7 protein-coding genes are annotated in these 5757 nt (G+C 39.9%); all 7 read left to right on the top strand.

The genetic code is table 11. The features are described 5' to 3' along the window. The first annotated feature begins 419 nt into the window (after positions 1–419). Entirely contained in the window at positions 420–731 is a 312-nt protein-coding gene (gene rplU / locus Q1553_RS00745) for a 50S ribosomal protein L21 (RefSeq protein ID WP_115551062.1), read from the top strand. 18 nt (positions 732–749) lie between these two features. Further along, on the top strand, positions 750–1007 hold the full coding sequence (gene rpmA / locus Q1553_RS00740; RefSeq protein WP_115551061.1) for a 50S ribosomal protein L27: 258 nt from the start codon (positions 750–752) through the stop codon (positions 1005–1007). A 145-nt stretch (positions 1008–1152) separates the two neighbouring features. After that, positions 1153–2253 (top strand): GTPase ObgE, encoded by a 1101-nt coding sequence (gene obgE / locus Q1553_RS00735; RefSeq protein ID WP_300667866.1) that lies wholly within the window; start codon positions 1153–1155, stop codon positions 2251–2253. Then, the gene (gene proB, locus Q1553_RS00730; RefSeq protein WP_115551059.1) at positions 2240–3025 is read left to right on the top strand and encodes a glutamate 5-kinase; all 786 of its coding nucleotides are present in this window, start codon (positions 2240–2242) and stop codon (positions 3023–3025) included. Before obgE ends, proB begins: the two co-directional genes overlap by 14 nt. 133 nt (positions 3026–3158) lie before the next feature. Further along, on the top strand, positions 3159–3743 hold the full coding sequence (locus Q1553_RS00725; RefSeq protein ID WP_115551240.1) for a DedA family protein: 585 nt from the start codon (positions 3159–3161) through the stop codon (positions 3741–3743). Between the two features lies 1 nt (position 3744). After that, positions 3745–5169, top strand: coding sequence for a leucyl aminopeptidase (locus Q1553_RS00720; RefSeq protein WP_297601133.1), 1425 nt, complete (start codon positions 3745–3747; stop codon positions 5167–5169). Positions 5170–5179: 10 nt separating this feature from the next. Beyond that, a partial coding sequence (locus tag Q1553_RS00715; protein WP_300842674.1) for a GTPase occupies positions 5180–5757 on the top strand: 578 nt, incomplete at its 3' end.

Raw genomic sequence — 5757 nt, 5'->3', positions numbered from 1 at the left:
ATTATCGTAATTTGAAATCAAGAGAAAGCTTTATTTAATTCGCCCTAGAAATACAGAGAATAGCAGTAAATCAAGCATTAAATGTAGATTAAGGAATCTTAATGAAATACACACAACAAGATAAGGGTAGAATCCTACGCATTACCACGCGCACTTTGCAGCGGTGGAAATACACCAAGCCCGAGCTTTTTAATATTATTGAAGCAAGATTTAAAATGTGAGAGCGAATCTACACGCAAGAGATGTATAATGAAGAGATACAATCACTCATTAAATCCATTGACCCCCGCACCCTCCCGCAAATAAACAAAAGATAGAATCCCTTTATCTCTTTCAAGTAATCTTAATGAAATTTTAGATAGAATCCCGACTTTTATTAGCTTTAATAAAAAGAACTTCAAATTTTAAGGAATTGTATAATGTATGCAATTATTGCGAATGGAGGCAAACAATACAAGGTGCAAGAAGGCGATGTTATTTTGCTAGATTGTTTAAACCTTGAGCCAAAGTCAAAAGTTGAAGTGAGCGAAGTTTTAGCAATCTGCGATGGCGGAGACATTAAGCTTGGTGCGCCTTATGTAAGCGGCGCGAAAGTGGAGCTAGAAGTCATCAATGAGGGCAGAGGTAAAAAGGTCATCACTTTTAAGAAAAGACGCAGAAAAGATAGCAAAACAAAACGAGGCTTTAGACGAGATTTTACGCGTGTGCGCGTGGTAAAAATCGCGGCTTAAGATTGTTAAGGAGTTGAAATGGCACACAAGAAAGGTCAGGGTAGCACCCAGAATAACCGCGATTCTGCGGGACGCCGCTTAGGTGTTAAAAAGTTTGGTGGGCAGTTTGTTCGTGCGGGCAATATTATTATCCGTCAAAGAGGCACAAAAGTGCATCCCGGAAATAATGTGGGAATGGGCAAAGACCATACAATTTTTGCATTAATTGATGGGATCGTTTCTTTTGAAAGAAAAGATAGAGAGCGCAAAAAAGTCTCTATTATCCCAGCTTCTTAAAGCTTCTTTAGCGGGATTCCGCTCGGGATTCCGCCTAATTTATTAAATAGTTTTTTGGGTTTTGATTTTAATATTAATCTTTAATTTTGGTATTCAAATCATAATTCGTAGTGGAATCCTAGAGCTAAACTTTTAAGGTTATTTGATGTTTGTTGATAGCGTTGAAATCTTTGTGTCTTCCGGCAAAGGTGGCGAGGGTGCTGTTTCGTTTCGCAGAGAAAAATATGTGCTAAATGGAGGACCTGACGGGGGCGATGGCGGCAAGGGCGGGAATGTGTATTTTCAAGTGGATAGAAATACTGATACGCTTTCGCATTTTAGAGGACATAAGACTTTCAAGGCTCAAAATGGAAAGCCCGGAGAAGGACGCAATAAATATGGCAAAAAGGGTGAGGATTTAGTGATTATTGTCCCGCCCGGAACGCAAGTTTTTGATAGTCAAAGCGGAGAGCTTTTGCTAGATTTGGTAGAGGAATCCCAAAAGATTCTATTTTTGGAGGGTGGCAAAGGTGGCTTAGGCAATGTGCATTTTAAAAGTGCCACAAATCAACGCCCAACTTACGCGCAAAAGGGGCTTGTAGGCATTGCAAAGCAAATCCGCTTGGAATTGAAATTGATTGCCGATGTCGGACTTGTAGGTTTTCCAAATGTCGGAAAATCCACACTTGTGTCTGTGTTATCTAACGCAAAGCCCGAAATTGCGAATTATGAATTTACAACGCTGATTCCAAAACTTGGAATTGTCAATGTCGGAGAGTATCAATCCTTTGTGATTGCAGATATTCCCGGAATCATTGGGGGAGCAAGTGAGGGAAAAGGCTTGGGATTAGAGTTTTTGCGCCACATTGAGCGCACACGATTCTTGCTTTTTGTGCTAGATTTAGCAAATTATCGCACATTGCAAGAGCAGTTTGGGACATTAAGGGCGGAGTTAGAACATTTTAGCGCAGAACTCTCTCGTCGCCCTTTTGGCATTATGTTTTCTAGGCTTGATGTGCAACAAAATGCGGAATCGCAGAATGTTCAAGAAGAAATCGCAAAATTCTTGAATGCCTTTCAATTCCAATTAACACAAAGAGAATCTAGCGGTCTTTTTACACAAAAGGACAAACAAGATTTTGGCAAAGATTATGATTGGAGTATGCCCTTTTTTGCGCTTGGTGTTTCAAGTGTCAGTGGAGAAAATTTAGAATCCTTGCGATTCCTTTTATATTCTTGTTTAAAGGACTTTGATGCGCAAAAATAGAATTGTGATTAAGGTGGGTAGTGCGATTTTGGTAGAGAATCAAAAGGTGAATCTCGTGCGCATAGAGGCATTAGCGCAATTAATTAGCGAGTTGAGTGCAACTTATGAAGTGATTTTAGTTTCTTCAGGAGCGGTAGCTTCAGGCTTCACTGCGCTAGAATTGGACAAAAAGATTTTGGCAAACAAACAAGCCTTAGCGGCGATTGGACAACCGCTTTTAATGCAAATTTATGCCAAAGCCTTGCAGCCTTATGGAATCTTGAGTGCGCAAGTTTTGTTTTCGGGTTATGATTTGGATTCTAGGAAACGCACTCAAAATGCGCGCAACACAATGGAGGTGTTGCTAAAAAACAAGGTTTTGCCAATTATTAACGAAAACGATGTAACCACAACAGGCGAGTTGATGTTTTTGGGTTTTGGTGATAACGACCAACTCTCTGCTTATGTTACACATTTTTTTGATGCTTCGCTTTTGGCGATTCTAAGCGATATTGACGGATATTACGAAGAAAACCCCAAAGAGAATCCCAACGCAAAAATACGCAAAATCGTAACAGAAATTTCGCAAGCGGAATTGCAAGCAGAGGCGACACCCAACAATGCCTTTGCCACAGGTGGAATCGTAACGAAACTAAAAGCGGCGCAGTTTTTGCTAGAAAATGGGCGCGAAATGTTCCTCTCTAGTGGCAAAGATTTGAATATTTTAAAAGATTTTTTGCTTCATTCTAAGCATAGCAAGGGCACATTATTTACTGCTCGTTCGTTATCTTAGTAGCTTAATTTGCAAAAGTAGTTTTTGCATTGAACAAACTTTTGTGTTGTGCAAATGTAGAGAAAATGTTAAGCAAATTTTTGTTAAAATCCGCTTCTTAATCTTAATAAAATCTATTAAAAGAAACTTGCAAATGGAAGAATTATTTACACAATGGCTGCAAGAATACGGCTATATTATTTTGTTTATTTGGAGCACTTTAGAGGGTGAGCTTGGATTGATTATGGCTGGAATTATGTGTCATACAGGGCATATGACGATTTCTATTGCAATTATTGTAGCAGGATTGGGTGGATTTGTGGGAGACCAAGTTTATTTCTATATTGGACGCTACAATAAGCAATTCATTTACAAAAAACTCAAAACCCAAAGGCGTAAATTTGCCTTAGCACATTTGCTATTGCAACGATATGGCTGGCCCATTATCTTTGCCCAAAGATACTTGTATGGTATGCGCACGGTGATTCCAATGAGTATTGGCGTTACACGATATAGCGCGAAAACTTTTGCTTTTATTAATCTCATCAGTGCGCTTGTTTGGGCGGCAATTACAATTTTGCTAGCCTATTTCTTTGGCGAACAATTACTTCAAATCGTGCATTATGCTAAGGAGCATTATTATATTGCGATTCCATTTGCGTTAATTTTGGGTGGTGGAATCTATTATTATATGCACAAAGCCACAGCAAAAGCTGAACAAAAAATGACAGGAAAATAAAATGAAAATCTTAAATCTTAAAAAACAAGCGGAACTAGAAATCGTCCTTTTGCGCGATAAAAAATTACCAAAAGCCTTAACTAAAGCCGAAAAGGACGCACTAGAGATTCAAAATTACAAAGGAGAGGGTTGCTGCTTTTTGGTAGCAAGCAAGAAATTTTTTGTAGGAATTGAGAGCTATAATTATCCCTTTCCAAATGCCATACGCGATGCGCTTGCCAATGCATTGGCAAGCATTAAAAAGTTGCGGGTAAAGTCTGCTTCACTTGTGGTAGAATCACAACAAGAGGCAAAAGAGGTTTGTGAGGGAGTTTTGCTTGGTTCTTATGTGTTTGATGCTTTTAAAAGCAAAAAGGGTGAAAACAATCTTCAAGAAATCTATTTAAGCTCTACGAAGTTAGAACAAAAAATACTTGCACAAATCATCAAAGAATCCCAAATTTTGAGTGAGAGTATCAATCAAGTGCGTGAGTTGATTAATACTCCACCAATGATTGCAACGCCAAAGTATGTCGCGGACTTTGCGCAAAGAATCGCAAAAGAATGTGGCATAGAGTGCAAGGTGTATGATGAGAAATTTTTAGAGAAAGAAAAAATGGGTGCATTTTTGGCAGTGGCAAAGGCAAGTGCAAACAAGCCCTATCTTGTGCATTTGAGTTATAAACCCAAAGTGGCAAAAGGCAAAAATCTGCCTAAAATCGTGCTAGTTGGCAAGGGTTTAACTTACGATTCCGGTGGGCTTAGTTTAAAGCCGGGTGATTATATGACGACAATGAAATCAGATAAAAGCGGTGCGTGCGCGGTGATTGGGATTTTGGAATCTGTGGCAAAACTAGGCGTGCAAGCTGAAGTGCATGGAATCTTAGGATTGGCTGAAAATATGATTGGCGGAAATGCATATAAGCCTGATGATATTTTAATTGCGCGGAATCAAAAGAGCATTGAAGTGCGCAATACTGATGCAGAGGGGCGTTTGGTGTTGGCGGATTGCTTAAGCTTTGCAAGTGATTTAAAGCCGGATTTTTTGATTGATTTAGCTACACTTACAGGGGCTTGTGTCGTGGCTTTGGGAGATTATAGCACAGGAATTATGGGATACAATCAAAAGTTAAAAGAAAGCTTTGCCAAAGCAGCCTTTGAGGCAGGAGAGCTAAGCGGAATCCTACCTTTTAATCCTTATTTAAGGAAGCTGTTTAATTCCGAAGTAGCAGACTTGTGCAATATTCCCTCTAGTCGCTATGGAAGTGCAATTAGTGCGGGAATGTTTTTGGGCGAGTTTGTAGCGGAATCTCTAACGCAAAAATGGTTGCATTTGGATATTGCTGGACCTGCTTATGTGGAAAAGGCTTGGGGAGTGAATCCCTTTGGGGCAAGCGGTGCAGGGATTCGTGCAGTTGTGCAGTTTATCCTAAATCAGACAAAATAAAGGAAATTTTATGGGGCTATCAATCGGAATCGTAGGACTTCCAAATGTAGGTAAATCCACAACTTTTAATGCGCTGACCAAAACACAAAATGCCCAATCTGCGAATTATCCCTTTTGCACGATTGAGCCAAATAAGGCAATCGTGCCTGTGCCTGATACGCGACTTTTGGAGTTGGCTAAGATTGTCAATCCGCAAAAGATTCAACATTCTGTGGTGGAATTTGTAGATATTGCGGGGCTTGTCAAGGGAGCAAGCAAGGGAGAGGGCTTAGGGAATCAGTTTTTGGCAAACATTAAAGAAACAGAGGTGATTTTGCATATTGTGCGTTGTTTTGAGGATTCCAACATTACGCATGTAGAGGGAAGCATTGAACCTTTGCGTGATGTGGAAATTATTGAGACAGAATTATTGATTGCCGATATGCAAACCCTACAAAAGCGCGTAGAAAGACTTGCTAGAAGCGCAAAAAGCGGCACAGACAAAGAAGCAAAGGCGCAGCTAGAGGTTGCGAGTTTGCTTTTAGCGCATATTGAGAGTGGTGCGCCTGTGCGGACATTTCAAGAAAAAGAGAATGAATGGTTTTTGCT

The sequence above is a fragment of the Helicobacter sp. UBA3407 genome, from assembly GCF_949747025.1.
In the GTDB taxonomy this organism is placed as follows: Bacteria; Campylobacterota; Campylobacteria; order Campylobacterales; family Helicobacteraceae; genus Helicobacter_D; species Helicobacter_D ganmani.
The sequence above is the reverse complement of the archived record's forward strand: the minus strand, read 5'-3'. Positions and strand labels throughout refer to the sequence as shown.